Origin of the sequence: Blautia glucerasea, assembly GCF_013304385.1 — a bacterium.
Classification (GTDB): Bacteria; Bacillota; Clostridia; order Lachnospirales; family Lachnospiraceae; genus Blautia_A; species Blautia_A ammoniilytica.
Map to the genome: position 1 here is coordinate 1 of NZ_JAAITU010000159.1, position 384 is coordinate 384.

Annotated in this window: 1 protein-coding gene; it reads right to left on the reverse strand. The window is 38.5% G+C overall.

Going from position 1 to position 384, the window contains the following annotated elements; translation table 11 throughout:
- A partial coding sequence (locus G5B11_RS18855) for a transposase (RefSeq protein ID WP_244093087.1) occupies window positions 1-384 on the reverse strand: 384 nt, incomplete at its 5' end.

The following is a 384-nucleotide window of genomic DNA, read 5'->3' on the forward strand; positions in this document are numbered from 1 at the left end:
TTATGCCCAGCACCATTTTTCTTTTAAAACTTCTTTTCTTTTTATTTTCTTCAAAATCAACAAAAATCTGGCTGTGTTCCAACCTCGTTTTTCCAGAATCTTTGCCAGTTTTTTCAAATTCATGCATGCAAAGGTAAGCCCGGCTTTCATTTCCATCCGTGCTTTTCCTACATACTGTGTATATCGAAATCCATGCTGTTCTTTCGCTGTACCGAAGATCCGCTCTATGGTTTCTTTTCTTAACTGGTAGATCTGTCTGTTTCCGATCGTGTGCCGAATGTCTTCTACCACTTCCATATATTCTTCCCATACATGACGTGTGATCAGTTTTACATGATCCTTACTTTCTGTGCATTTTGAAAGACATTGGCATTCAGCACAATG